Origin of the sequence: Pseudomonas sp. Sample_20 (assembly GCF_004307585.1) — a bacterium.
Classification (GTDB): Bacteria; Pseudomonadota; Gammaproteobacteria; order Pseudomonadales; family Pseudomonadaceae; genus Aquipseudomonas; species Aquipseudomonas atacamensis.
On sequence record NZ_RCOA01000140.1, the window covers coordinates 1 to 20,887 of the forward strand.

Sequence of the window (20,887 nt, forward strand, 5' to 3'; positions counted from 1 at the left end):
GGGCTCATAACCCGAAGGTCGTCGGTTCAAATCCGGCTCCCGCAACCAAACATCAAAAAAGGCTACTCGAAAGAGTGGCCTTTTTTGTATCTGTTGAAAAAGTCCTTTCGCAACAATGATCTGTCACTGTGCAGTGAACCGCTGGGGATCATCAGAACCACTGACTTGCGACTATGCTTGAGTCGCAGACAGGGTTTCTGCAATCCAGGAACTGCCCTCGCCGATGCCCGACGAGAGGCGTAGTATTTTGTGATTATTTTTTTCTACAGGGATTGGTAACTTGGCTGGATACCTCCATCCTGTCGCGCACAATCCAAGAGGTGATTGATGCGCGCCAACTCGTCTGATCCACAAGACACCGTTACAGCAGAACAACCGATCAAACCCGAGCGTTTGCGCTGGCTGGATCGATTAAGCAAATACCGTCAGCCGATCGGTCTGGCCGTCACGTTGCTGCTGTTTGCCATTGCCCTGATTGCCTGCCGCCATCTGCTCGCCGAGCTCGATCTCGACGCGCTGCATGACTCGATTCTCGACGTGCCGAAACCGGCCCTGCTCGGCGCCATCGGTGCGACCGTGGTCGGTTTCATCATTCTGCTCGGCTATGAATGGTCGGCCAGCCGCTACGCCGGTGTGAAACTGCCGCCGCGCACGCTTGCCCTCGGCGGCTTCACCGCTTTTGCGATTGGCAATGCCATTGGTCTGTCGCTGCTGTCCGGCGGCTCGGTTCGTTATCGTTTATATGCGCGACTGGGCGTCGGTGCGTCGGAAGTTGCGCACATGACGCTATTTGCCAGCCTCTCGCTGGGCTGCGCATTGCCGCCACTGGCAGCGCTGGCCACGCTGAGCAACCTGCCCGCCGCCTCGCAAGCGCTGGGACTGTCCGAAGTCTTGCTCGGCTCCGTCGCCGCTGCCGTATTGATTCTCGGTGCAGTGCTGGCGATCGGCATCTATCGCCGTCGTCTGCCGGAACAACCTTACCCCGACAATCTTCTGGTTCGTGCCGGGCGACGCACCCTGCGTCTGCCGGGTCGGCGTCTGACCTTTCTGCAACTGGTGATCACCGCCCTCGATGTCGCGGCTGCCGCCACCGTTCTCTACTTGTTGCTGCCGGAAGCGCCGCCGTTTGCGCCGTTCCTGCTTGTGTATCTGCTGGCGCTGGCCGCCGGTGTACTCAGTCATGTACCGGGCGGTGTTGGCGTGTTCGAGGCGATTCTGCTCGCCGCGTTTGCCGACAAGCTCGGCGCCGCGCCGCTGGCAGCCGCACTGCTGCTGTATCGCCTGATCTACGTGGTGCTGCCGCTGCTGGTCGCTTGCGTACTGCTGCTGATCAACGAAGGCCAGCGCCTGTTTCAATCCCAGACCATGCGCGCCGCGTCCGGTCTGGCTGCGCCGGTTCTGGCGGTGCTGGTGTTTCTGTCTGGCGTGGTGCTGCTGTTTTCCGGCGCGACCCCGGAGATCGACACGCGCCTGGAGCACATCGGTTTTCTGATCCCGCATCGTCTGGTCGATGCCTCGCACTTTGGCGCCAGCCTGATTGGCGTTTTGTGTCTGTTGCTCGCCCAAGGTCTGCGCCGACGCCTGTCGGCGGCGTGGATGCTGACCACCATTCTGCTGCTGGTCGGCGCCCTGCTCTCGCTGCTCAAAGGCTTCGACTGGGAAGAGGCCACGCTGATGACGTTGACGGCCGCGCTGCTCGGCGTGTTCCGCCGCTCCTTCTATCGCCCGAGCCGTTTGACCGAACTGCCGTTTTCGCCGCTGTATCTGGTCGCCAGTCTCTGCGTGCTGGGCGCTTCGGCCTGGTTGCTGCTGTTTGCCTATCAGGACGTACCCTACAGCCACCAGCTGTGGTGGCAGTTCACCCTCGACGCTGACGCGCCGCGCGGTCTGCGCTCGCTGCTCGGTGCGGCGGTGTTGCTGGTAATAATCTCGCTGACCTGGCTGCTGCGCACCGCGCGCCCGGTGATTCATTTGCCGACGCCGGACGAACTGGATCGCGCGGCAAAAATCCTCATGGCCTCGTCACAACCCGACGGCGGCCTCGCGCTGACCGGTGACAAGGCGTTGCTGTTTCATCCCAACGATGAGGCGTTCCTGATGTACGCCCGTCGTGGCCGCAGTCTGGTGGCGCTGTACGACCCGATCGGGCCGAGCCAGCAACGTGCGGAAATGATCTGGCAATTTCGCGACCTCTGCGACATCCACCACACTCGCCCGGTTTTCTATCAGGTACGCGCAGAGAATCTGCCGTACTACATGGACATCGGCCTGACAGCGATCAAGCTCGGCGAAGAAGCCCGGGTCGATCTGCTGCGCTTCGATCTGGAAGCCAAGGGCAAGGAGATGAAGGACCTGCGCTACACCTGGAACCGTGGCACCCGCGATGGACTGTCGCTGGAAATCCATGAGCCGGGCCAGGCGCCGATGGACGAGCTGAAGGTGATTTCCGATGCCTGGCTGACCGGCAAAAACGTGCGCGAGAAAGGCTTCTCCCTCGGCCGTTTCAGCGACGATTACCTGAAGCATTTCCGCATTGCGGTGATTCGCTTCGAAGGCCGCCCGGTAGCGTTCGCCAATCTGCTCGAGACCTACAGCCACGATCTGGCCAGTCTCGACCTGATGCGCGCGCACCCGGAAGCGCCCAAGCTGACCATGGAATTCATGATGGTCGGCCTGATTCAACACTATAAGAGTCACGGATACGCGCGCTTCAGCCTGGGCATGGTGCCGTTGTCGGGGCTGCAACCCCGGCGCGGCGCACCGCTGACCCAGCGCCTGGGCTCGATGGTTTTCCGCCGTGGTGAGCAGCTGTACAACTTCCAAGGTTTGCGCCGTTTCAAAGACAAGTTCCAGCCTGACTGGGAACCCCGTTATATGGCCGTGCCCGCCGGACTCGATCCGCTCGTGGCACTGGCCGACACTGCTGCCCTGATCGCGGGCGGCTTGACTGGATTGGTGAAACGCTGATGATTCAACGCTCCCTGAAGTACATCCTGGCCGCCCTGCTGGTGCTGGCGGTGATTGCCGGCGGCGGTTACTGGTACCTCAAACGTCCGGCACCGGAACCGACCGTCGAACAACTGAAACCCGCCGATGGCACGGCCATGACCCGCGTGATCCCCGGCAACAAGCCGAAGGCTCAGGTGCTGGTCGCCGTCACCGACGAACAGAAGCTCTCCGAGAAACAACTGACCACCCTCAGCCGCAGCGCCTCGGCGCAGATCGTTCAGGTGATTCTGCCCAAGGACTGCCTGCTGCAAAGCCGCGCCCTGCAATCGGGCCTGCGCGAATTGAACGGCCCGGCCACTCTGGTCAGCGGCATCGGCCCAGGCGCTGTGCTGGCCTGGCGCTGGCTGGCGGAACAGAAAGACGACAAGGCCCAGGCCGTCTCCGTCGATCTGGCCCTGGAAAAACCCGGCTGCACCCACCTGCTGCCGAAATCCGCCGCCCACGGCCACTGGCTGGTGGCGTGGAACGACAACCCGGACGATGCCAGCGCAGGCTTCGTGCGCGATCAGCCGAACGCCGAAACCAGCATCAGCGACTACGACATCAACCTGTCGCAAGTGCTGAACAACGAACTGCGCAAAATCCTCGTCGGCGGCGACAAGGCCAACGGCGGCCTGGCGATCCCGGTCGTGGAAGTGCCGGCCGGCCAGGCCAACGACACCGTGACCCTGTTCCTCTCCGGCGACGGCGGCTGGCGCGACCTCGACCGCGACGTGGCCGGGGAAATGGCCAAGATCGGTTTCCCGGTGGTCGGCATCGATACCTTGCGCTACTACTGGCAGCACAAAAGCCCGGAGCAAAGCGCGCTCGACCTCACCGAACTGATGCAGCACTACCGGCAGAAATGGGGCACCAAACGCTTCATCCTCACCGGTTATTCGTTCGGCGCTGACGTCCTGCCGGCGATCTACAACCGCCTGCCAGAGAACGAACAGCAACGCGTCGACGCGATCATCCTGCTCGCCTTCGCCCGCACCGGCAGCTTCGAAATCGAAGTCGAAGGCTGGCTGGGCAACGCCGGCAAAGAAGCCGCGACCGGCCCGGAAATGGCCAAGCTGCCAGCGGCCAAGGTTGTGTGCATCTATGGCGAAGAAGAGACCGATGAAAGTGGCTGCACCGACAAGACTGCTGTCGGCGAAGCGGTGAAACTGCCCGGCGGGCATCACTTTGATGAAAATTATCCAGCGCTGGCCAAGCGCTTGGTGGAGCTGATTCAGAAGCGCCAGAGCAAGGACTCGGTCGCCGAAGAGTGATCTGAAGCGCATCCACAAAAAGCCCCCGCAACTTCGCAGTTGCGGGGGCTTTTTACATCCCAACAGCCACCAAAATCCCTGTGGGAGCGAGCCTGCTCGCGAAAGCGGTGGGTCAGTTTACAGATTCGTCGACTGACACTGCGTCTTCGCGAGCAGGCTCGCTCCCACAGAGAAAAAAGTGCCAAGTGTTTACTTTCGTTTACTTCCAGTCTCGCAATATCAGATGACGCCCACAGACCTTGTAGGCAAACTCCGAAACTCTTGTTGGGGCGCTGTGCCGCTCTATTGCGCTGTTTTTCGACGGGATACTCTCCGGAGGTCGCTGACCCATTCAGCGATCGGGTGTGGTAACCCGGAGAAACCATCGCAACAGCGCGCTCATCGAGTTATGGCGGCTGTGCGTGGGACGCCTTCTGGCGTGCCGGTTTCCTTGGTTCCCGGTTTACCACCCTGCGTACAGCTGCCTCCCTTTCGCGTGGTAACGAAAGTCTCGGCACTTCGAACCAAGGAGTAACACGATGACCGAAACTGATCTGCACGGACTCGCAAACGTTAAAACCATCGGCTTCACCCCTTTCCTCTACAACTCGGATCAAGCGTTCTTCAACGTCCGCTCCGGCGTCCCGATCATCAATGCCTTGTCCCAATCCTCCGACCTGCTGTCCCTCGCCAAATCCTTCGCAGAAGACGCTGCTTTCAACAGAGACACCGACCGCCATGCCTGGGCTGCGCATTACCTGACGGTGATGGGCAAAGCCTTGGTTGATGACGTGATCCAAGCGCTGATCCCACGACCCGCGCGGACGAAGACTGAATCTGAAGCTGATCTGTCTGAACGCACCTCTTGATTCAACCCAATACCCTGTGGGAGCGAGCCTGCTCGCGAATGCGGTGGTTCAGCCACCACATGCTTCGACTGACACTACGCCTTCGCGAGCAGGCTCGCTCCCACAGGGAATCGGCGGTGGTTTGAGGGATTGGGCACAGGCACAAAAAAGCCCCCGCCAACCACAAGGCTGACAGGGGCTTTTCAGTTGAGGCCAGGCTTACATCTCCACCTGCGTCCCCAACTCAATCACTCGGTTCAGCGGCAGATTAAAGAACCGCAAATTGCCATTGGCATTCTTCAACATGAACGCAAACAGCGCCTCACGCCAACGCGCCATCCCCTCGAGTTTCGAGGCAATTACCGTCTCGCGACTGAGGAAGTAGGTCGTGCGCATCGGGCTGAAGTCCAGATCATCCAGATGACACAGCTTCAGCGCTTGCGGCACGTCGGGCTCGTCGGTGAAGCCGAAGTGCAGGATCACCCGGAAGAAACCCTCACCGTGCGCTTCGACCTCGAAGCGCCGCGATGGCGGCACACGGGGGATGTCTTCGTAGACCACCGTCAACAACACCACTTGCTCATGCAACACCTGGTTATGCAGCAGGTTGTGCAACAAGGCATGGGGCACGGCGTCGGAGCGGGCGGTGAGGAACACGGCGGTGCCCTGTACGCGATGCGGCGGTTGCACGCGGATGCTGCTGATGAAGATCGGCAGCGGCAGCGCGCCTTCGTCGAGGCGTTCGACCAGCAGTTGTTTGCCGCGCTTCCAGGTGGTCATCAGCACGAACAGGGCGATACCGGCGATCACCGGGAACGCGCCGCCCTGAACGATCTTCGGCACGTTGGCAGCGAAGTACAGGCCATCCACCAGCAGGAAGCCAAGCAACACCGGCACCGCGAGGATCGGTGGCCATTTCCACAGCAGCAGCATCACGGCGGACACCAGAATGGTAGTCATCAGCATCGTGCCAGTCACTGCCACGCCGTAGGCGGAGGCCAGTGCACCGGAGGATTCGAAGCCCAGCACCAGCAGGACCACGCCGACCATCAGCGCCCAGTTCACCGCGCCGATGTAGATCTGGCCTTGCTCATCGCTGGAGGTGTGCTGGATGTACATGCGCGGTATGTAACCGAGCTGGATCGCCTGACGGGTCAGGGAGAACGCACCGGAAATCACCGCTTGCGAAGCGATCACCGTGGCCAGGGTCGAAAGGCCGACCAGCGGAATCAGCGCCCAGCTCGGCGCCAGCAGATAAAACGGGTTACGCGCCGCGTCCGGGTTGTCCAGCAGCAATGCGCCCTGGCCGAAGTAGTTGAGCACCAGCGCCGGCAGCACCAGCAGGAACCAGGCGCGGGCGATCGGCTTGCGGCCGAAGTGGCCCATGTCGGCGTACAGCGCTTCCGCGCCGGTCAGCGCCAGCACTACCGCGCCGAGGATCGCTACGCCCATGCCCGGGTGCACGACGAAAAAATTCACCGCCCACATCGGGTTCAGCGCGTGCAGCACTTCCGGCGTGTGGCTGATGCCGTACACACCGAGGGCGCCGAGGACGAGGAACCAGGTGACCATGATCGGCCCGAACAGAATACCGATCCGCGCAGTACCGTGGCGCTGGATCAGAAACAGCGCGACCAGCACGACCAGCGACAGCGGCACCACCCAGTGATCGATGCCTTCAAACGCCAGGCCGAGGCCTTCGATCGCCGACAGCACCGAAATGGCCGGGGTGATCATGCTGTCGCCGTAGAACAGCGCCGCACCAATCAGCCCGCACACCACCAACAGCGTGCGCAGGCGCTTGCGCCCCGCCGCTGCCCGCCGTGCCAGTGCCGTCAGGGCCATGATGCCGCCCTCGCCCTGGTTGTCGGCGCGCAGGACGAACATCATGTACTTGATCGAGACCACCCAGATCAGCGACCAGAAGATCAACGACAGAATGCCCAGCACGCCGTCGTGATTGACCGGCACACCATAACCGCCGGAAAACACTTCCTTGAGGGTGTACAACGGGCTTGTGCCGATGTCGCCATAAACTACCCCGACTGCCGCGACCAGCATGCTCAGCGGTCTGCTTGCCGAACCCTCGGCGCCCGCCGCATGACTACTTGCCTGACCCATCCAACACTCCTGATCTCGATACCGGCTTCTTTGAAGGAAGCACTATGCTTTGAGTTGCAGCATGCGCTGTTTTACCTGTTGTTACAGACCAATGATTGACTGCACGAAATCGGTAAAGCTCAACGGCGCGAAGCATAGCGCAGCACTCGTCGTATTTCCCCGTATAAAGCTGGTCAAGTGCGTTGCCCGCCGCTAGAATTGCGCACTTTTTGATCAGAGGCGCGCCTAAGCGCCCATCCGTCGGTTTGCGCATGATGCAAGCGACGTCACAAAACACCGAGGTTAGACATGTCCACCACTCCTGCGCCGGCCAATCCAAAGGTTGGCTTTGTATCTCTGGGTTGCCCGAAAGCACTGGTCGACTCCGAGCGCATCCTGACCCAGCTGCGCATGGAAGGCTATGACGTGGTGTCCACCTATCAGGACGCCGACGTCGTGGTGGTCAACACCTGCGGCTTCATCGATTCGGCCAAGGCCGAGTCGCTGGAAGTGATCGGCGAAGCGATCAAGGAAAACGGCAAGGTCATCGTCACCGGTTGCATGGGCGTGGAAGAAGGCAATATCCGCGACGTACACCCGAGCGTGCTGGCCGTGACCGGTCCGCAGCAGTACGAGCAAGTGGTCAACGCCGTGCACGAAGTGGTGCCGCCGCGTCAGGATCACAACCCGCTGATCGACCTGGTGCCGCCACAAGGTATCAAGCTGACCCCGCGCCACTACGCGTACCTGAAGATTTCCGAAGGCTGCAACCACAGCTGCTCGTTCTGCATCATTCCGTCGATGCGCGGCAAACTGGTCAGCCGTCCGGTTGGTGATGTGCTCGACGAGGCGCAGCGCCTGGTCAAATCCGGCGTCAAAGAATTGCTGGTGATCTCGCAAGACACCAGCGCCTACGGCGTCGACGTGAAATACCGCACCGGTTTCTGGAACGGCGCGCCGGTGAAAACCCGCATGACCGAACTGTGCGAAGCGCTGAGCACGCTGGGCGTCTGGGTCCGCCTGCACTACGTTTACCCGTACCCGCACGTCGACGAGCTGATCCCGCTGATGGCCGCCGGCAAGATCCTGCCGTACCTGGACATCCCGTTCCAGCACGCCAGCCCGAAAGTCCTGAAGTCGATGAAACGCCCGGCGTTCGAAGACAAGACCCTGGCGCGCATCAAGAACTGGCGCGAAATCTGCCCGGACCTGATCATCCGTTCGACCTTCATCGTCGGCTTCCCGGGCGAAACCGAAGAAGACTTCCAGTACTTGCTCAACTGGCTGACCGAAGCCCAGCTCGACCGCGTCGGCTGCTTCCAGTACTCGCCGGTTGACGGCGCGCCAGCGAATGATCTGGATCTGGAAGTGGTGCCGGACGACGTCAAGCAGGATCGCTGGGAGCGCTTCATGGCGCACCAGCAGGCGATCAGCTCGGCACGCCTGCAAATGCGCATCGGTCGTGAGATTGAAGTGCTGGTGGACGAGGTTGACGAACAAGGCGCGGTTGGCCGTTGCTTCTTCGACGCCCCGGAAATCGATGGCAACGTGTTTATCGACAATGGCAGCAACCTGAAGCCGGGCGACAAGGTCTGGTGCAAGGTGACTGACGCTGACGAATATGATCTGTGGGCTGAGCAGATCTGATCTGAAGATCAAAAGCCCCTCACCCCAGCCCTCTCCCAGAGGGAGAGGGGGCTGACCGTGTTGTTCTTTCTAGGTACATCGACCTGAGCTATCCGGTCGAACTCAGGTTTGAAAAGCACGAAGTTCAGCTCCCTTCCCCCTCGCCCCCTCTGGGGGAGAGGGTTGGGGTGAGGGGGAGAGATCTTGCTGGCGACAGAAATAGCCAGCCAGACACCGCAACAAATCCAAAAAGCCCCGCTCTTTTCCGAGATACGGGGCTTTTTTGCGGCTATCGTTTAGCGGGGGACGGACTCCCTTGAACCGCACAAGAGGCACACGCACATGCGTCAGCATTCGGTTATCCACACACCGAAAATCAGCGATTACGAAGAACTGACCCGGGTCTGGGAGGCCTCGGTCCGTGCGACTCACCAGTTCCTGCCGGACAGCTACATCGAGCTGCTGCGCAATCTGGTGCTCACCCGCTATCTGGATGCGGTGATGTTGATCTGCACCAAGGACCGCCAGCAGCGCATCACCGGGTTTGCCGGTGTGGCGGCGGGCAAGATTGAAATGCTGTTCATCGATCCCGATCATCGTGGTCAGGGACTGGGCAAGCAATTGCTGCGCTATGCGATCGAACGGCTCAACGCCGATGAACTCGACGTCAACGAGCAGAACCCGCAAGCCTTGGGTTTTTATGAAAAGCAGGGATTTGAAGTGATCGGCCGCTCCGAGGTCGATGGCATGGGCCAGCCGTATCCGCTGCTGCATATGCGCTTGCGGCAGTCCCAACAGCGCTCGGGCAACGGCTGACACACTATGAAACCCATGTGGGAGCGAGCCTGCTCGAGAATGCGGTGTACCAGTCACTGCAAACATTGACTGGCAGGACGCCTTCGCGAGCAGGCTCGCTCCCACATTGAATACAGCGCCTGCAAATGGAACCGGGCTTAACCGCTTCCACACAGGTACAATGCCCACCCCTTTTTTGTTACGGCCCCGTCATGACTGACCCGATTCGCCTCTCCAAACGCCTCATCGAACTGGTCGGTTGCTCCCGCCGGGAGGCCGAGCTGTTCATCGAGGGCGGCTGGGTCACCGTGGACGGCGAAGTCATCGATGAGCCGCAATTCAAGGTCGGCGAGCAAAAGGTCGAGCTCGACAAGGACGCCAAGGCCACCGCGCCGGAGCCGGTGACCATCCTGCTTAACGCGCCCGCCGGCATGGATGTCGACAGCGCCATGCAAACGCTCAGCGCGGAAACCCTCAGCGAAGAGCATCGCTACGGCAAGCGTCCGTTGCGCGGGCATTTCCTGCGCCTGACCGCCAGCGCCGACCTGCAGCCCAAGGCCAGCGGCCTGCTGGTGTTCACCCAGGACTGGAAAATCCTGCGCAAGCTCACCGCCGACGCGGCGAAGATCGAGCAGGAATACATCGTCGAAGTCGAAGGTGAGATGGCTGCCCACGGCCTCAACCGCCTGCAACACGGCCTGACGCACAAGGGCAAGGAGCTGCCGCCGGTCAAGGCCAGCTGGCAGAACGAAAACCGTCTGCGCTTCGCCATGAAAAACCCGCAGCCGGGAATCATCGCGCAGTTCTGCGAAGCGGTCGGCCTGAAGGTCATCGGCATCCGCCGCATCCGCATCGGCGGCGTGTCGATCGGCAAAGTCCCGCTCGGCCAGTGGCGCTACCTGTCCGGCAAAGAGAAGTTCTAGCACTTCCACTGCCGCCATACATTTCGGCAGCGCCTACGAGCGCTGCCCACAACGCATCAGGAATACCGACATGGTTCATAACGACGTACTGCGCAGCGTGCGCTACATGCTCGACATCAGCGACAAGAAAGTTGTCGAAATCATCAAACTGGGCGGCATGGACTTCACGCTCGCCGATGTCATCACCTGGCTCGACAAGAAAGAAGAAGACGAAGAAGGCTTCGTGCGCTGCCCGGACGAAGTCATCGCGCACTTCCTCGACGGCCTGGTGATCTTCAAGCGCGGCAAGGACGAAAGCCGTCCGCCGCAACCGATCGAAGTGCCGGTGACCAACAACATCATCCTGAAAAAACTGCGCGTGGCCTTCGAACTGAAAGAAGACGACATGCACGCTATCCTCAAGGCTGCCGAGTTTCCGGTATCCAAACCCGAACTGAGCGCGCTGTTCCGCAAGGTCGGCCACACCAACTATCGGCCGTGTGGCGACCAGCTGCTGCGTAACTTTCTCAAAGGGCTCACGCTGCGCGTGAGAGCGTAAAGCAGCTACAAGCTGCAAGCTGCAAGTTAGCCCCTGCTTTAACTTGCCGCTTGTGGCTTGCAACTCGAAGCTGGCCGCATGGCCCCTCATTCCCTGCAAAAATAATGGCTCCGCTTTTCGCGGCTGACGACTAGGGTGTACTGATCCCTAATCTTCAGGATTCGCCATGTATCCCTACTTTTCCCTGCAAGGCCGCACCGCTCTGGTGACTGGCGGTACTCGTGGTATTGGCAAGATGATCGCCAAGGCGTTCGTCGAGGCCGGCGCCCATGTCTACGTGTGCTCGCGCGACGTCGAAGCCTGCCAGCAAACCGCCGAAGAACTTGGCGCGCTGGGCACTTGCCACGGCGTGGCGGCGAATCTGGCGACCGAAGAAGGCGTGCGGGAACTGGCCGCGCGTCTGGGTGAGCAGATCACTCATCTGGACATTCTGGTGAACAACGCCGGCACCACGTGGGGCGCGCCGCTGGAGAGTTATCCGGTCAAGGGCTGGGAAAAGGTCATGCAGCTCAACGTGACGTCGGTGTTCAGTTGCATCCAGCAGTTTCTGCCGTTGCTGCGCAGGGCTGGCTCGGCGGCGAATCCGGCGCGGATCATCAATATCGGTTCGGTGGCGGGGATTTCTTCGTTTGGCGAGCAGGCGTATGCCTATGGGCCGAGCAAAGCGGCTCTGCATCAGTTATCGCGCATTCTGGCGCGGGAACTGGTGAGCCAGCACATCAACGTCAACGTGATTGCGCCGGGTCGCTTTCCGAGCAAGATGACCCAGCATATTGGTAATGATGAGCAGGCATTGGCTGAGGATACTGCGCTGATTCCGATGAAGCGCTGGGGGCGTGAGGAAGAGATGGCGGCGCTGGCGATCAGCCTGGCGAGTACGGCTGGGGCTTATATGACCGGGAATATTATTCCTCTTGATGGCGGATTCAGTCTGTAGATCGGCGGCGCGGCCTTCGCGAGCAAGCTCGCTCCCACAGGGATCTTGTGCACGCCATAGATCCAATGTGGGAGCGAGCTTGCTCGCGAATAGGCCAGCCCTGCCACCACCAGACTTGAGACGGGACGGGTTATCATGCCCCCCCTGCCCCGCTTCGAATGCAAACCATGACTTACAGCGTCTCCCCCATCGGCTTCGTGCGCTCCTGCTTCAAGGAGAAGTTCGCCATCCCCCGCCAGCCACAACTGGCACCGGCCGCCCGTGGCGTGCTGGAACTGGTCGCGCCGTTCGATCAGGGTGACGCCGTGCAGGGGCTGGAGCAGGTCAGTCATGTTTGGCTGTTGTTTCTGTTCCACCAAGCCCTGGAAGACAAACCGCGCCTGAAAGTGCGCCCGCCACGCCTGGGCGGCAACAAGTCGATGGGCGTGTTTGCCACCCGCGCCACGCACCGGCCGAACGGCATTGGCCAGTCGGTGGTGAAGCTGGACAGGGTCGAAGGTAATCGGCTGTTAATCTCCGGGATCGATCTGCTCGACGGCACGCCGGTGCTGGATATCAAACCCTATGTGCCGTATGCCGACATCATCCCCGGGGCGACCAATGACATCGCCAGCGCCGCGCCGCAGCTGATCGACGTGCAGTGGGCGGATTCGGCTTTGAAACAGGCGCACGCCCACGCTCAGCGCCTCGATGAGCCGTTGGTTGAGCTGATCGAGCAGTGCCTGGCGCAGGATCCGCGCCCGGCGTATCAGACGCCGGCGCCGGAACGTGAATATGGTGCGCAGTTCTGGGATCTGGACGTGCGCTGGCATTACCCGACGCCCGAACAGATCCGCGTGCTGGAAGTCATCCCGGCCAAGGCATAAAACCCGCAAACGAAAAAGCCCGCGCTGCCTTCTCAGGCAACGCGGGCTTTTACTGTCACACCCAAAAACCAACTGTGGGAGCGAGCCTGCTCGCGAAGGCGTCGTGTCAGTCAACATCAATCTTAATGACAGACTGCTTTCGCGAGCGGGCTCGCTCCCACAGGTATCGCAGGTTATTTTTCGACGAACGCACGCTCGATCAGGTAATCACCCGGCTCGCGCATCCGCGCCGAGATTTTCAGGCCGAAGCTGTCGAGCACTTCGCTGGTCTCGTCGAGCATGCTCGGGCTGCCGCAGATCATCGCGCGGTCGTCCTGCGGGTTGATCGGTGGCAGGCCGATGTCGCTGAACAGCTTGCCGCTGCGCATCAGGTCAGTCAGGCGGCCCTGATTCTCGAACGGCTCGCGGGTCACGGTCGGGTAGTAGATCAACTTGTCACGCAGCGCTTCGCCGAAGAACTCGTTCTGCGGCAGGTGCTCGGTGATGAATTCGCGGTAAGCGACTTCGTTGACGTAACGCACACCGTGAACCAGGATCACTTTTTCGAAGCGCTCGTAGGTTTCCGGGTCCTGAATGACGCTCATGAACGGCGCCAGACCGGTGCCGGTGCTCAGCAGGTACAAGTGCTTGCCCGGGTTCAGGTCATCGAGAACCAGGGTGCCGGTAGGCTTCTTCGAGATGATGATCTCGTCGCCTTCCTTCAAGTGCTGCAATTGGGAGGTCAGCGGACCGTCCTGCACTTTGATGCTGAAGAACTCGAGATGCTCTTCCCAGTTCGGGCTGGCGATCGAGTAAGCGCGCATAAGCGGGCGGCCGTTGGGCTGTTGCAGGCCGATCATCACGAACTGACCGTTCTCGAAGCGCAGGCCCGGATCGCGGGTGCACTTGAAGCTGAACAGAGTGTCGTTCCAGTGATGAACACTGAGGACACGCTCGTGGTTCATGTTGCTCATGTACGTTTGACTCCTGGAGATTGGTCTGCGCGGCTCAATGAGGCTCAACGTGCGCAATTGCATCGCATTCTAATAGCGACGACAATATCTGTTAACTGGATTATTAAGATAAGGGTTATCGGTTATATCGATATGCGATTTACTCTCCGTCAACTGCAAGTCTTCGTCGCCGTCGCCCAGCAGGAAAGCGTATCCCGTGCTGCGGGTCTGCTCAACCTCTCGCAATCGGCGGCCAGCACTTCGATCACCGAGCTCGAGCGCCAGTCCAGCTGCCAGCTGTTCGACCGCGCCGGCAAACGTCTGAGCCTCAACGCCCTCGGCAAACAACTGTTGCCGCAAGCGGTGGCCCTGCTCGACCAGGCCAAGGAAATCGAAGACCTGCTCAATGGCAAATCCGGTTTCGGCTCTTTATCAGTGGGGGCGACCCTGACCATTGGCAACTATCTGGCCACCCTGCTGATCGGCAGCTTCATGCAGCGCCACCCCGAAAGTCAGGTCAAGCTGCACGTGCAGAACACTGCCAATATCGTGCAGCAGGTCGCCCACTACGAAATTGATCTGGGTCTAATCGAAGGCGATTGCAGCCACCCGGACATCGAAGTGCAGAGTTGGGTCGAGGATGAGCTGGTGGTGTTTTGTGCGCCGCAGCATCCGTTGGCCAAGCGCGGCAGTGCGACGATGGAAGAGCTGACCCATGAGGCATGGATTCTGCGGGAACAGGGTTCCGGCACGCGGCTGACCTTCGACCAGGCCATGCGTCACCATCGCAGCGCGCTGAACATTCGCCTGGAGCTGGAACACACCGAGGCGATCAAACGCGCGGTGGAATCAGGCTTGGGAATTGGCTGCATTTCGCGGTTGGCGCTGCGCGATGCCTTCCGGCGCGGCAGTCTGGTGCCGGTGGAGACGCCGGATCTGGATCTGGCCCGGCAGTTCTATTTCATCTGGCACAAACAGAAGTACCAGACTTCAGCGATGCGCGAGTTTCTCGAGCTGTGCCGAGCATTCACCGCCGGGGTGCAGCGCAGCGACGAGATCGTCTTGCCGACCATCGCTTAAAGCAGAATCACCGCCCACACCAGCCCGATCATGCTCAGCGCCACGAACTGCGCGGCGCTGCCCATGTCCTTGGCGTTCTTCGACAGCGGATGCAATTCCAGCGAGATGCGGTCAATGGCCGCTTCCACCGCCGAATTGAGCAGCTCGACAATCAGCGCCAGCAAGCAAACCGCGATCAACACCGCCTGCTCGACCCGGCTGACATTGAGGAAGAATGTCAGCGGAATCAGCACCACGTTGAGCAGCACCAGTTGGCGGAATGCCGCTTCGCCGGTGAAGGCGGCGCGCAGGCCGTCGAGCGAATAGCCGGACGCGTTGAGGATGCGTTTCAGGCCGGTCTGGCCCTTGAAAGGTGACATAAGAAAGAAACCAGCCAAAAAGGTGTGGGGAAGCTAGATCAACGAAAGTCAAAAAAGCGTGAAACCGCCAGCCATCACTGGCTCGGAATTGACTCAAGTTGTTGCAGCAGTAAAGCCGCTTGCGTGCGGGTGCGCACGTTCAATTTGCGAAAGATCGCCGTGACGTGGGCCTTGATGGTCGCTTCCGACACGCTCAGCTCATAAGCGATCTGCTTGTTCAGCAGACCTTCGCAGACCATGGTCAGCACGCGGAACTGTTGCGGCGTCAGGCTGGCAAGGCCATCGCTGGCGGCTTTCGCCTCATCCGACACGCTCACCGCTTCGAACGCTTGCGGCGGCCAGAACACGTCGCCATCGAGCACCTTGCGCACCGCTTCCTGAATTACGCTCAGATCGCTGGACTTGGGAATGAAACCACTGGCGCCGAACTCGCGGGACTTGACCATCACCGAAGCTTCTTCCTGGGCCGAGACCATCACCACCGGAATCTGCGGATACTGCCCGCGCAGCAGCACCAGTCCGGAAAAACCGTAGGCGCCGGGCATGTTCAGATCCAGCAGGACCAGATCCCAGTCAGCCTTTTCGGTCAGGCGGGCTTCCAGTTCGGCGATGCTCGCCACTTCCACCAGTCGCACGTCCGGGCCGAGGCCCAGCGTCACCGCTTGGTGCAGCGCGCTGCGAAACAGGGGGTGATCATCGGCAATCAGGATGTCGTATGTGGCCATTTTTCAAATGATCCTGTTTTTGATGGCAGACGCGGTAGATTCCGGTCTGGCCAAAGCAACTCGAGACAGCGCTTTCAAGCGATATCCGCAGGGGCACGTTCAACGCCAATCAACAGCAAACACGGCGTCTCAAACCTTGGCCGCACCCTAATCGGCGCCAAGCATGCCCAGCGCAGCCGGGGTGGTCAAGCAAGATGGCCAGCGCTGTGGACAGTATGGGCCACTATCGGGCCAACGCCGGCTGCGGCTTTCGTATATAAGGCAGCAGCTCGGCGTGAGCGGGGGTTGATTCATTCATGTCCAGTTGCTGCTTGGCACCGAGGTAATGCTGGCTGAACACATCGAAATAGGCGTCCAGCGCCGAAGCGGCAGCGCTGTCACCGGCCAGCTCCAGGCACAACGCCGCAACTTCAGCGGTGCACAGGTGCTCGCTGCGGGTCGAACGGCGCAAGCGATAGCGCGAGAGTTTGTCGGGCAGCAGGCTGAGGATCGGCAAGCGGTCGAAATACGGACTCTTGCGAAAGATCTTGCGCGCCTCGGTCCAGGTCGCATCCAGCAGTATGAACAGCGGGCGCTTGCTGCTATCGACTGTCACCGTGTTGGTCACCCGCGACGGTTCGACATACTCACCCGGAAACACCAGGTACGGCTGCCACTGCGGATCGTTGAGCAGTGCAAGCATCTGCGGGTCGGGCTCGGTGCGTGACCAGATGAACGCATGGTTGTCGCGCACCACATCGGCAATCAGCCAACCGGTGTTGCTTGGCTTGAACACTTCCTTGCCGGTCATGATCAGGCACACGCCAGAACGGGTGTCGACGCTTGGCCGCCACGCGCACAGGCAATGACTGATGATCACTCGGCAATCGCGGCAACGCTCGGAGCGAAAGCCGCGCGCCTGAATCGGCTTGATACCTTCGTCCTCGCGCTGATCGCGCAGGCGGGCCACGGCGTTGGGGGCATGGTTCATCGCAGGCAACACCGGCAGACAGGGAAACTCGACACGAACGACACTCGGCAGGGCAATAAAGGCCGGCAGTTTACCAGAGCGACGGCCACAAGCCTGTACCGTCCAGACCGGCTCACCTATAATTCGCCGCCACTGAACGCACCGCCCCGTGACGGGTCGAAGCACCAGTCACCGAATCAGGAGAGTTTCATGCTGCGCCTTATCGTTCCCACCGCTGCCATTCTGCTGGCGTCGTCCTTTACCGCTCAGGCTGCGTCCCTGAGTGAGCAGAATCTGAACCGAGAGCTGCGCAACGTCGCCGCCCAAAGCAGCGTCGGTACGCCACGGGCGATCAATGAAGACATTCTTGATCAAGGCTACACCGTCGAAGGCACACAGCTGATCAACCATCTGAGCGTGCAAAAGAGCCACGCCGACAAGATGCGCGCCGATCCCAAGGCTGTGTATTTCCAGTTGGGCGCGTCGGTCTGCAACAACCCGTCGTATCGCAAGCTGATGGCCAAGGGCGCGATCATGCGTTACGACTTCACCGAAGTGAAAACCAACAAAGCGATCGGTTCGGCCAGCTATCAGGAATCCGATTGCCCGAAAGCCGCGCCAGCGAAGAAGAAGTAATCAGCGCGAAGCCTTGGCGCGCCGCTGCTCATCCTCGGCGCGCAATTCCGCCACTAGCGCCTGCAGATAGCGCGAGCGACGCTCGCCGCCGGCCAATCGTCGGCAGCACTCTTCTTCGAGACTCAATTGATGCGTCTCGGCCGACTCCTGCAACATTCGATACAGCTGAGTATCGATCTCCAGAACCACTCTGACCATGCATCCCGCCTCCTTGCCACCCACGAATCCTTGAATTGCTTTGCCTTGCGCAAGCGCAAGGTTGTCTTGCGACGTCTGTATTTGAGTAAATCAGAGTGATGGCCCTTTGCGATACGTTCAGACGAGCGGCGAGGCTTTGGCGCAAATCAGTAAGCGGTTGCCGGACAAAACGTTACAGCGCACTGTTCAAGTCAGCGCGAATGCGTGCGAGGGTCTAGATTGAGAGTATTCCCGATCATTCGTTAACGGCAGAAATGGAACTGCCGGCCCTGTGTGTTTTTGCAGTGCGACCCGGACGCTGGTTGTCAGGGCTAACCGCTCTGTACAGAAGGAGACGTTGAATGCCTTATCAACCGAACGACCTCTTGAGCCGTCATTTTCAGGAAAGCGGCGACCTCATCAGTCAGGTCGAAGCCCAACTCAACCGTGTTTCCACCGACAGCCCGAACATTCCCATCTACCGCGACATGATCCTCACCGTGCTGCGCATGGCTCAGGAAGATCACAACCGCTGGAACGCCAAGATCACCCTGCAAGCCCTGCGTGAACTGGAGCAGGCGTTCCGCGTGCTCGAACAATTCAAGGGCCGGCGCAAAGTCACCGTGTTCGGCTCGGCACGTACGCCAGTGGAACATCCGCTATACGCGATGGCCCGCGAACTCGGCGCAGCGCTGACGCGTGCAGAGATGATGGTCATCACCGGCGCCGGCGGCGGCATCATGGCCGCCGCCCACGAAGGGGCCGGGCGTGACCACAGTTTGGGTTTCAACATCACCCTGCCCTTCGAACAACATGCCAACCCCACCGTCGACGGCACCGACAATCTGTTGCCTTTCCACTTTTTCTTTACCCGCAAGCTGTTTTTCGTCAAAGAGGCTGACGCGCTGGTGCTGTGCCCGGGCGGGTTTGGCACCCTTGATGAAGCGCTGGAAGTGCTGACGCTGATTCAGACCGGCAAAAGCCCTTTGGTGCCGGTGGTGTTGCTGGATGTTCCGGGCGGTACCTTCTGGCAAGGTGCGCTGGACTTCATCCGCAATCAGCTGGAAGAAAACCGCTACATCCTGCCGACCGATATGAAGCTGATGCGACTGGTTTACAGCGTTGAAGACGCGGTGGACGAGATCAATCAGTTCTATAGCAACTTCCACTCCAGTCGCTGGCTCAAGCGGCAGTTTGTGATTCGCATGAACCACAAGCTCAGCGACCAAGCACTGACGCAGATGCAGGAAGAGTTCGCCGACCTGTGCCTGAGCGACGAGTTTCATCAACATGCCTACAGCGGTGAAGAACACGACGATGCACAGTTCAGCCATCTGGCACGGCTGGCGTTTGCCTTCAATGGCCGTACCCATGGTCGTCTGAGGAGTTGGTGGACTTTATCAACCTGCCGGAAAACTGGGCCGATTCGAAACCGCCCACTGCACAACGCTCACTCGAGCCTGTCAACGTGATTTGAAGGCAAAAAAAAGGCCCGCTATTTTTTAAAAAATAGCGGGCCTTTTTTGTTGAATCGGTCTAATCGTCCATCCCTCGACCGCTGAACAAGCGGTTGATCATCTCCATCGAGAACCCCCGATACGCCAGAAACCGGCCTTGCTTGGCCCGCTCTTTCGCATCAATCGGTAAATGCCCGGAGAACTTGCGTTGCCACGTATCCTGAAGCTGCGCCTGCCAGTTGATACCGCTTTCGCGCAGGGCGATTTCGATATCGGTACGTTGCAAACCCCGCTGGCTGAGCTCCTCGCGAATTCGCAGAGGGCCATAGCCGGAACGGGCGCGGTAGGAAACAAAACTTTCAAGGTAGCGGGCTTCGGAAAGCAGCCCCTCTTCCGTCAAACGGTCGAGGGCTGTTTCGATCAGCTCCGCCTCGGCGCCGCGCTGACGCAGCTTACGCGTCAACTCGACTCGACCATGCTCGCGACGTGCGAGCAGGTCCATGGCGGTTCGCCGCACCGCGACGAGGGTATCCAGTACGGCGGTGGTCATCGCTGGTATCAGAGGTCAGCGTCGGCCAGGTCGTCTTCGGTCTCTTTGACCGCCGAGGCCTTGGAGTCCGCGATCACAGCTGGCGACAGCAGCTTGTCACGCAGCTGCTTCTCGAGCTTCGCGGCAATTTCCGGGTTGTCCGCCAGGAACTTGGCCGAGTTGGCCTTGCCCTGACCGATCTTGGTGCCTTCGTAGGCGTACCAGGCGCCGGACTTCTCGACAAAACCGTGCAGCACACCCAGGTCGATCATCTCGCCGTTGAGGTAGATGCCTTTGCCGTAAAGAATCTGGAACTCGGCCTGACGGAACGGCGAAGCCACCTTGTTCTTCACAACCTTGACGCGAGTTTCGCTGCCGACCACTTCGTCGCCTTCCTTCACCGCGCCAGTACGGCGGATGTCGAGACGAACCGAAGCGTAGAACTTCAGCGCGTTACCACCGGTGGTGGTTTCCGGGCTACCGAACATCACACCGATCTTCATACGGATCTGGTTGATGAAGATGACCAGGCAGTTGGCGTTCTTGATGTTACCGGTGATTTTACGCAGCGCCTGAGACATAAGACGCGCTTGCAGGCCGACGTGCATGTCGCCCATTTCACCTTCGATTTCAGCTTTCGGTACCAGTGCCGCCACGGAGTCGACGATGATCACGTCAACGGCGTTGGAGCGAACCAGCATGTCGGTGATTTCCAGGGCCTGTTCGCCGGTGTCCGGCTGGGAAACCAGCAGATCATCGACGTTGACGCCCAGCTTGCCGGCGTACTCTGGATCGAGCGCGTGTTCGGCGTCGACGAATGCGCAGGTCGCGCCGGCTTTTTGCGCCTGGGCGATCACGGACAAGGTCAACGTGGTTTTACCGGAGGATTCAGGACCGTAGATTTCAACAATACGGCCTTTTGGCAGACCGCCGATGCCGAGTGCGATATCCAGACCCAGAGAGCCAGTAGAGATGGCCGGGATCGCCTGACGGTCCTGATCGCCCATACGCATTACGGCACCCTTGCCGAATTGACGTTCGATCTGACCCAGGGCCGCAGCCAAGGCTTTCTTCTTGTTGTCGTCCATTAAAGTCCTCACGTAATCAATAAGGCCTGACGGCCAACACCTGTATAAGTAGCCAGTATTATTCCACAGCGTTCGAAGATC

Annotated in this window: 19 protein-coding genes and 1 pseudogene; 12 read left to right on the forward strand and 8 right to left on the reverse strand. The window is 60.1% G+C overall.

Annotated elements, in window-relative coordinates; genetic code table 11:
* The first annotated feature begins 327 nt into the window (after positions 1 to 327).
* The 3 genes from mprF (at position 328) to D8U70_RS27095 (ending at position 5,110) form a co-directional block, all read left to right on the forward strand.
* Positions 328 to 2,967, forward strand: a complete 2,640-nt coding sequence (gene mprF, locus D8U70_RS27085) for a bifunctional lysylphosphatidylglycerol flippase/synthetase MprF (RefSeq protein WP_130930160.1) — start codon at positions 328 to 330, stop codon at positions 2,965 to 2,967.
* Positions 2,967 to 4,262, forward strand: a complete 1,296-nt coding sequence (locus tag D8U70_RS27090) for an AcvB/VirJ family lysyl-phosphatidylglycerol hydrolase (protein ID WP_130930161.1) — start codon at positions 2,967 to 2,969, stop codon at positions 4,260 to 4,262. Before mprF ends, D8U70_RS27090 begins: the two co-directional genes overlap by 1 nt.
* Positions 4,263 to 4,780: 518 nt before the next feature.
* A complete protein-coding gene (locus tag D8U70_RS27095; protein WP_110645931.1) occupies positions 4,781 to 5,110 on the forward strand; it encodes a DUF3077 domain-containing protein in 330 nt (109 codons plus the stop codon).
* Between the two features lie 198 nt (positions 5,111 to 5,308).
* On the opposite strand, the gene D8U70_RS27100 is transcribed toward D8U70_RS27095, so the two are convergent.
* Positions 5,309 to 7,210: a potassium transporter Kup gene (locus D8U70_RS27100; RefSeq protein ID WP_110600076.1), complete on the reverse strand. Its 1,902-nt coding sequence runs from the start codon at positions 7,208 to 7,210 to the stop codon at positions 5,309 to 5,311.
* A 288-nt stretch (positions 7,211 to 7,498) separates the two neighbouring features.
* Between D8U70_RS27100 and rimO the strand changes: the two genes are divergently transcribed.
* The 6 genes from rimO to tsaA all read left to right on the forward strand — a co-directional run bounded on the left by rimO (position 7,499) and on the right by tsaA (position 12,874).
* The gene (gene rimO / locus D8U70_RS27105; RefSeq protein WP_024011887.1) at positions 7,499 to 8,836 is read left to right on the forward strand and encodes a 30S ribosomal protein S12 methylthiotransferase RimO; all 1,338 of its coding nucleotides are present in this window, start codon (positions 7,499 to 7,501) and stop codon (positions 8,834 to 8,836) included.
* Positions 8,837 to 9,157: 321 nt separating this feature from the next.
* The gene (locus D8U70_RS27110; RefSeq protein WP_110645929.1) at positions 9,158 to 9,631 is read left to right on the forward strand and encodes a GNAT family N-acetyltransferase; all 474 of its coding nucleotides are present in this window, start codon (positions 9,158 to 9,160) and stop codon (positions 9,629 to 9,631) included.
* Positions 9,632 to 9,822: 191 nt separating this feature from the next.
* A complete protein-coding gene (locus tag D8U70_RS27120) occupies positions 9,823 to 10,533 on the forward strand; it encodes an rRNA pseudouridine synthase (protein WP_076566200.1) in 711 nt (236 codons plus the stop codon).
* A 70-nt stretch (positions 10,534 to 10,603) separates the two neighbouring features.
* Positions 10,604 to 11,071 (forward strand): DUF1456 family protein, encoded by a 468-nt coding sequence (locus tag D8U70_RS27125; RefSeq protein WP_130930162.1) that lies wholly within the window; start codon positions 10,604 to 10,606, stop codon positions 11,069 to 11,071.
* 166 nt (positions 11,072 to 11,237) lie between these two features.
* Positions 11,238 to 12,008 carry an SDR family oxidoreductase gene (locus D8U70_RS27130; RefSeq protein WP_130930163.1) on the forward strand — a complete coding sequence of 257 codons (771 nt, stop codon included), beginning with the start codon at positions 11,238 to 11,240 and terminating at the stop codon, positions 12,006 to 12,008.
* Positions 12,009 to 12,175: 167 nt separating this feature from the next.
* Positions 12,176 to 12,874, forward strand: coding sequence for a tRNA (N6-threonylcarbamoyladenosine(37)-N6)-methyltransferase TrmO (gene tsaA / locus D8U70_RS27135; RefSeq protein ID WP_130930164.1), 699 nt, complete (start codon positions 12,176 to 12,178; stop codon positions 12,872 to 12,874).
* A gap of 173 nt (positions 12,875 to 13,047) precedes the next feature.
* Here tsaA and fpr read toward each other — a convergent pair whose 3' ends face one another.
* Positions 13,048 to 13,827 carry a ferredoxin-NADP reductase gene (fpr, locus tag D8U70_RS27140; RefSeq protein ID WP_007908723.1) on the reverse strand — a complete coding sequence of 260 codons (780 nt, stop codon included), beginning with the start codon at positions 13,825 to 13,827 and terminating at the stop codon, positions 13,048 to 13,050.
* 132 nt (positions 13,828 to 13,959) lie between these two features.
* Here fpr and D8U70_RS27145 point away from each other — a divergent pair, with 132 nt between their 5' ends.
* Entirely contained in the window at positions 13,960 to 14,886 is a 927-nt protein-coding gene (locus D8U70_RS27145; RefSeq protein ID WP_024011881.1) for a LysR family transcriptional regulator, read from the forward strand.
* Here D8U70_RS27145 and D8U70_RS27150 read toward each other — a convergent pair.
* From D8U70_RS27150 to D8U70_RS27160, 3 genes are all read right to left on the reverse strand, one after another.
* On the reverse strand, positions 14,883 to 15,245 hold the full coding sequence (locus D8U70_RS27150; protein WP_016771411.1) for a diacylglycerol kinase: 363 nt from the start codon (positions 15,243 to 15,245) through the stop codon (positions 14,883 to 14,885). The two genes, D8U70_RS27145 and D8U70_RS27150, sit on opposite strands and share 4 nt — an antisense overlap.
* Positions 15,246 to 15,319: 74 nt before the next feature.
* Entirely contained in the window at positions 15,320 to 15,970 is a 651-nt protein-coding gene (gene erdR, locus D8U70_RS27155; RefSeq protein WP_016771412.1) for a response regulator transcription factor ErdR, read from the reverse strand.
* A 223-nt stretch (positions 15,971 to 16,193) separates the two neighbouring features.
* Entirely contained in the window at positions 16,194 to 16,940 is a 747-nt protein-coding gene (locus tag D8U70_RS27160) for a tRNA-uridine aminocarboxypropyltransferase (RefSeq protein WP_130930165.1), read from the reverse strand.
* Between the two features lie 189 nt (positions 16,941 to 17,129).
* Between D8U70_RS27160 and D8U70_RS27165 the strand changes: the two genes are divergently transcribed.
* Positions 17,130 to 17,555: a PA3611 family quorum-sensing-regulated virulence factor gene (locus D8U70_RS27165; protein ID WP_007908738.1), complete on the forward strand. Its 426-nt coding sequence runs from the start codon at positions 17,130 to 17,132 to the stop codon at positions 17,553 to 17,555.
* Here D8U70_RS27165 and D8U70_RS27170 read toward each other — a convergent pair whose 3' ends face one another.
* Positions 17,556 to 17,753 carry a hypothetical protein gene (locus tag D8U70_RS27170; RefSeq protein ID WP_016770569.1) on the reverse strand — a complete coding sequence of 66 codons (198 nt, stop codon included), beginning with the start codon at positions 17,751 to 17,753 and terminating at the stop codon, positions 17,556 to 17,558.
* Between the two features lie 341 nt (positions 17,754 to 18,094).
* Here D8U70_RS27170 and D8U70_RS27175 point away from each other — a divergent pair.
* Positions 18,095 to 19,209: pseudogene (locus D8U70_RS27175) on the forward strand (TIGR00730 family Rossman fold protein).
* Between the two features lie 59 nt (positions 19,210 to 19,268).
* Here D8U70_RS27175 and recX read toward each other — a convergent pair.
* On the reverse strand, positions 19,269 to 19,739 hold the full coding sequence (gene recX / locus D8U70_RS27180; protein WP_024011877.1) for a recombination regulator RecX: 471 nt from the start codon (positions 19,737 to 19,739) through the stop codon (positions 19,269 to 19,271).
* A gap of 8 nt (positions 19,740 to 19,747) precedes the next feature.
* On the reverse strand, positions 19,748 to 20,806 hold the full coding sequence (recA, locus tag D8U70_RS27185) for a recombinase RecA (RefSeq protein ID WP_024011876.1): 1,059 nt from the start codon (positions 20,804 to 20,806) through the stop codon (positions 19,748 to 19,750).
* Positions 20,807 to 20,887 lie beyond the last annotated feature (81 nt).

What these genes read in the sequence shown, in the direction of transcription:
- D8U70_RS27150 (WP_016771411.1), bottom strand. Translation starts at nt 15,245, where the DNA reads ATGTCACCTTTCAAGGGCCAGACCGGCCTGAAACGCATCCTCAACGCG.
- D8U70_RS27125 (WP_130930162.1), top strand. Translation starts at nt 10,604, where the DNA reads ATGGTTCATAACGACGTACTGCGCAGCGTGCGCTACATGCTCGACATC.
- D8U70_RS27100 (WP_110600076.1), bottom strand. Translation starts at nt 7,210, where the DNA reads ATGGGTCAGGCAAGTAGTCATGCGGCGGGCGCCGAGGGTTCGGCAAGC.
- D8U70_RS27110 (WP_110645929.1), top strand. Translation starts at nt 9,158, where the DNA reads ATGCGTCAGCATTCGGTTATCCACACACCGAAAATCAGCGATTACGAA.
- tsaA (WP_130930164.1), top strand. Translation starts at nt 12,176, where the DNA reads ATGACTTACAGCGTCTCCCCCATCGGCTTCGTGCGCTCCTGCTTCAAG.
- recX (WP_024011877.1), bottom strand. Translation starts at nt 19,739, where the DNA reads ATGACCACCGCCGTACTGGATACCCTCGTCGCGGTGCGGCGAACCGCC.
- recA (WP_024011876.1), bottom strand. Translation starts at nt 20,806, where the DNA reads ATGGACGACAACAAGAAGAAAGCCTTGGCTGCGGCCCTGGGTCAGATC.
- D8U70_RS27120 (WP_076566200.1), top strand. Translation starts at nt 9,823, where the DNA reads ATGACTGACCCGATTCGCCTCTCCAAACGCCTCATCGAACTGGTCGGT.
- fpr (WP_007908723.1), bottom strand. Translation starts at nt 13,827, where the DNA reads ATGAGCAACATGAACCACGAGCGTGTCCTCAGTGTTCATCACTGGAAC.
- D8U70_RS27170 (WP_016770569.1), bottom strand. Translation starts at nt 17,753, where the DNA reads ATGGTCAGAGTGGTTCTGGAGATCGATACTCAGCTGTATCGAATGTTG.
- D8U70_RS27160 (WP_130930165.1), bottom strand. Translation starts at nt 16,940, where the DNA reads ATGAACCATGCCCCCAACGCCGTGGCCCGCCTGCGCGATCAGCGCGAG.
- D8U70_RS27145 (WP_024011881.1), top strand. Translation starts at nt 13,960, where the DNA reads ATGCGATTTACTCTCCGTCAACTGCAAGTCTTCGTCGCCGTCGCCCAG.
- rimO (WP_024011887.1), top strand. Translation starts at nt 7,499, where the DNA reads ATGTCCACCACTCCTGCGCCGGCCAATCCAAAGGTTGGCTTTGTATCT.
- D8U70_RS27165 (WP_007908738.1), top strand. Translation starts at nt 17,130, where the DNA reads ATGCTGCGCCTTATCGTTCCCACCGCTGCCATTCTGCTGGCGTCGTCC.
- erdR (WP_016771412.1), bottom strand. Translation starts at nt 15,970, where the DNA reads ATGGCCACATACGACATCCTGATTGCCGATGATCACCCCCTGTTTCGC.
- D8U70_RS27095 (WP_110645931.1), top strand. Translation starts at nt 4,781, where the DNA reads ATGACCGAAACTGATCTGCACGGACTCGCAAACGTTAAAACCATCGGC.
- D8U70_RS27130 (WP_130930163.1), top strand. Translation starts at nt 11,238, where the DNA reads ATGTATCCCTACTTTTCCCTGCAAGGCCGCACCGCTCTGGTGACTGGC.
- mprF (WP_130930160.1), top strand. Translation starts at nt 328, where the DNA reads ATGCGCGCCAACTCGTCTGATCCACAAGACACCGTTACAGCAGAACAA.
- D8U70_RS27090 (WP_130930161.1), top strand. Translation starts at nt 2,967, where the DNA reads ATGATTCAACGCTCCCTGAAGTACATCCTGGCCGCCCTGCTGGTGCTG.